Annotated in this window: 4 protein-coding genes; 1 reads left to right on the top strand and 3 read right to left on the bottom strand. The window is 71.8% G+C overall.

Features of this window, described 5'->3' with window-relative positions:
- The 3 genes from PKE44_RS15955 to PKE44_RS15945 all read right to left on the bottom strand — a co-directional run.
- The coding region (locus tag PKE44_RS15955; RefSeq protein WP_324553096.1) for an RHS repeat-associated core domain-containing protein at window positions 1-561 on the bottom strand (561 nt) is incomplete at its 3' end.
- Window positions 518-1,186 (bottom strand): hypothetical protein, encoded by a 669-nt coding sequence (locus tag PKE44_RS15950; protein ID WP_324553094.1) that lies wholly within the window; start codon window positions 1,184-1,186, stop codon window positions 518-520. The genes PKE44_RS15955 and PKE44_RS15950, both read right to left, overlap by 44 nt.
- Window positions 1,187-1,205: 19 nt before the next feature.
- A complete protein-coding gene (locus PKE44_RS15945; protein ID WP_324553091.1) occupies window positions 1,206-2,543 on the bottom strand; it encodes an adenylate/guanylate cyclase domain-containing protein in 1,338 nt (445 codons plus the stop codon).
- Window positions 2,544-2,999: 456 nt separating this feature from the next.
- Between PKE44_RS15945 and ald the strand changes: the two genes are divergently transcribed.
- The gene (ald, locus tag PKE44_RS15940; RefSeq protein WP_324553089.1) at window positions 3,000-4,118 is read left to right on the top strand and encodes an alanine dehydrogenase; all 1,119 of its coding nucleotides are present in this window, start codon (window positions 3,000-3,002) and stop codon (window positions 4,116-4,118) included.
- The last annotated feature ends 14 nt before the right edge of the window (window positions 4,119-4,132 follow it).

Here is a 4,132-nt window from a genome sequence, read left to right as displayed (position 1 = left end):
TCTCGGTGGGGGGATTTCCCCTATCCGGGTGTCCACGGAAATTGAACCACGACATTCAGTAGCCTCGGCCATCGGGTCGAGTCCGCGGCCGGCGTAGGTCAGCAATGTTCTGACCCCGCTCGCGGCACCCGTGAGAAACCCGGAGCCCTCCAGGCCGGCAGCGCCAGTCTCCGCGGCTGTCACCGCCACGCCGCCGACGGCGCCGGCATAAGCGGGCAGGGCGTTGCCCGGCGACACCGGCGGTGCGACGACGAACCCGCTCGGATCCCTGAAATCAATCGGGTTCCCTCCCACGTACGCATACCGGTTGATCCCCCCGGCCAACCCCACCGGGTCCGGCTGCGTGAAGCGTCCAAGCTCCGGGGCGTAGTAGCGGGCGCGGTAGTAGACGAGGCCGGTGGCGTCGGGCTCGCGGCCGCTGTAGCCGTAGGTCGGCAGGCTGCCGGCGCTGGCGAGGAGCCGGCCGAAGCTGTCAAACAGTGCTGCGGCCGACTGCGCGAGCGAGGGGCTTCCTTCGTCAGCCCGTCCCAAGGGCTGAAAGCCCGCCGGCCGCTCCGGCATGCCGTGCCCCTGTCAGCGTCGCGATCCGCCGCCGCAGGTTTTCCCGCGCCCGCGCCTCGCCATCTGCATACAGCGCTTCCGTGTAATAGATACGCGCCCGCGCCAGCAGCCCCGACAGAAACGCCCGCTCCCCCGCACCGTATTCGGCCTCCCCGAGTTCCGGTCGCTCGGCCCGCAGCTTCCTGCCGTCGCGCGCGAAGCTCGATCGCGACAGCGCCAGTCCGGCCAGATCGATGTCGACGGTCCAGGCCGCGTCTGCGCCCGTCGGCGGCTGGCGATGCGTGGTGGCGAGGATGGCGTCGGCGACCAGATCGACGCTGGCCGGCGCGAAGCCCGCAGCCTGCGCCCGCCACCAGTCGGCGCTTCTCGCCTCGTTGTCGCGCGCCGCCGGTGCGTAGATCACGTCGTGGCACCACAGCGCCAGCTCGACGAGATCGGGCTGCGGCACCGATGCGCGGTAATGATCCAGCGTGCGCAGACAGCGGCGGATGTGCGCGAGCGTGTGGTAATGCCGCTGCGGCTCGGCGTAGTGCGCGGCGAGTCCGGCGAACACCTGCCCGGCGTCGCGTCCGCCGTGCGCGTGCCAGAGCCGGCAGAAGCGATCGTGTAAGCCTGACGATGACATGACGGCACCCCTCCCCGGCTCAGCCCGCATCGTCCGCCGGGGCCGCGGCTTCGGGTGCATCGACCGTATACAGCGGCGTCGCCACCGAGCGCCCGCGCACGCGCACCTCGCCGACCGCCCGCCACGCGAAGCGCGCCTCGCCGGCCGCGAGCCGCGTGGCCTCCGACAGCAGCACGCGCGTACCGTAGTCCTTGTTCAGCGGCTCCAGGCGCGCCGCGAGGTTCACGGCATCGCCGTAGACCGTGTACGCCAGCCGCTCGCCGGCCCCGACCAGCCCGCCGACGACGATGCCGGTGTTGATGCCGATGCGCGCCGCGAGCCGCACGCCGGTCCCGAAGCGGTGCGTCGCCATCAGCGTCTGGATGTCGAGGGCCGCCGCCACCGCGGCGGCCGCGTGATCGGCGTGCGGCTGCGGCAGGTTGAAGGTCGCCATCACCGCATCGCCGATGAACTGGTCGACGACGCCGCCGTGGCGCTCGATCGGCGCGACCACGGCCTCGAACACCTCGTTCAGCAGCGCGATCAGCTGCGGCGGCGGCAGCGCCTCGGCCAGCGTCGTGAAGCCTTCGAGATCGAGGAACAGGATCGTCGCCGGCGCCAGCTCGCCGTCGCCGGTCGGCGGGCGCTCGGTGGCGGCGGCGATGCGCACGGCCACCGCCATCGGCAGAAAGCGCGACAGCTGCATCGCGGCGTTGGACTCGACCGTCGCCCGCACCAGCAGCCGCTGCCCGCGCGCGACCGCGAGCGCGAGGATCAGCGTCACGGTCAGCATCGTCGCGAGCTTGTCGAACTCGCCGCCGAGCAGCACGGCGTTGGCGGTCAGGTAATGCACGTAGTCGCGCGTGATCGCCGCATCGTGCAGGTTGCCGCCGATCGCAAGCCCGACCAGCGCCGCCCAGCCGGCCACCGCCACCGCACCGGCCGCGATCACGAAGCGCAGCTCGACGCGCAGCACGCGCAGCACGACGAAGATGAACGCATACAGCAGCGTCGGCGCCTTCAGCGAGAACGCCGGCGGCTGCATGTACTGGACGTGGAAGCTCCAGATCAGCCCGTACAGCAGCGCGAAGTCGGCGACGATCGACAGGTACGCCGCCCAGTCCGGCAGCCGCCGGCGCTGCGTCCACGCCAGCCGCGTCAGCGTCACCAGCAGATAGCCGGCCAGCGCCCACGGCACCGGACTCGGCGCCGGACTCGGCGGGCTCGGTGCGATCGCCCACAGCAGGCCGAAGGTCAGCACCACGGCCAGTTGCACCTGGCCGATCAGCCGCTCGCTGGCCTGCTGCTCGGCGCGGATCGCGGCGAGCAGGCGCGGCGGCAGCGCGGGGCTGCGGGATTTCGCGGGGACGGTCGGCATCGGGCGACACTCCGGGCACGGGACAGGCAAGGCACTTCAGGGACCGTGCCAGCGCCTGCAGGCCGGCATTTGTCTGTCCGATCCGCCACTTCCGCGCCTGCGCGGGCGGTCGTCGACCACGAGCACCCGCGCTGCGTCGTGGCCCGCCACTGCCGATCGCAGCCCGAATCCGTGCGATCACCGATCCGTGCCTGCCGCGCAGGGGGCATCCCTTGCCACGCATCGAAGTGCAGATGCCGCGCATCGGTCGTCCCTTGCCACGCAGGGAAGCGCCCCTGCTTGCCGGACGGCTTGCGGACTGCCGCGACCACGCGGCCGTGCGCGCTGGCCATGAATCTGTCCAGCCGTCAAATCTGCTTGCCAGCCGGCCCTGCCGGCCGCAAACGCGCGGCGCATGCTTGCCGCCACGCCACGACCGCAGCCCGTGCGGCCGGCGATTGCAGGAGTGCCCGTGCCATGCAGATCGGTGTCCCGAAAGAGATCAAGAACCACGAATACCGGGTCGGACTGACCCCCGCGAGCGTGCGCGAGCTGGTCGCGCACGGCCACACGGTATTCGTCGAACACGATGCCGGACTCGGCATCGGCTGCGACGATGCGCAGTACCTCGCCGCAGGCGCCACGGTCCTCGGGACGGCCGCGGAAGTCTTCGAACGCGCCGCAATGATCGTGAAGGTCAAGGAACCGCAGCCGGTCGAGTGCCGGCGCCTGCGCGCCGGGCAGCTGCTGTTCACTTACCTGCATCTGGCCCCGGACCCGGAACAGACCCGGCTGCTGGTCGAATCCGGCGTCACCGCCATCGCCTACGAAACCGTCACCGGTGCACGCGGCGGCCTGCCGCTGCTCGCGCCGATGTCCGAAGTCGCCGGCCGCATGGCGATCCAGGCCGGCGCGCATGCGCTGGAAAAGGCCCACGGCGGCCGCGGCGTGCTGCTCGGCGGCGTGCCCGGCGTGGCGCCGGCGCAGGTGACCGTGATCGGCGGCGGCGTGGTCGGGGCCGGCGCGATCCGCATGGCGGTCGGCATGGGCGCGCACGTCACCGTGCTCGATCGCGACATCGATCGGCTGCGCGCGCTCGACATCGAATACGGCCCGCGCCTGACGACGCTGTTCGCGACCCGCGACGCGATCGAGGCGCAGGTGCTCGAATCCGATCTGGTGGTCGGGGCGGTGCTGGTGCCGGGCGCGGCGGCGCCGAAGCTGGTCACGCGCGCGCAGCTCGCACAGATGCGCCCCGGCGCGGTGCTGGTCGATGTCTCCATCGACCAGGGCGGCTGCTTCGAGACCTCGCACCCGACCACGCACGCCGAACCGACCTACGTCGTCGACGGCATCGTGCATTACTGCGTCGCCAACATGCCGGGCGCGGTGCCGCGCACCTCGACCTTCGCGCTGAACAACGCCACGCTGCCGTACACGCTGGCGCTGGCCGACAAGGGCTTCCCGCAGGCGCTGTTCGACGATGCGGGCCTGATGGCCGGGCTGAACGTGCACGCCGGGCGCATCACCTGCCGCGCGGTCGCCGAGGCGCTCGACTACGAGTGCGTCGAGCCGGGCGAATGGCTGCGCGGCTGAAGCCGGGCTTGCGC

This window comes from Plasticicumulans sp., assembly GCF_035331805.1.
GTDB lineage: Bacteria > Pseudomonadota > Gammaproteobacteria > Competibacterales > Competibacteraceae > Plasticicumulans.
The sequence above is the reverse complement of the archived record's forward strand: the minus strand, read 5'-3'. Positions and strand labels throughout refer to the sequence as shown.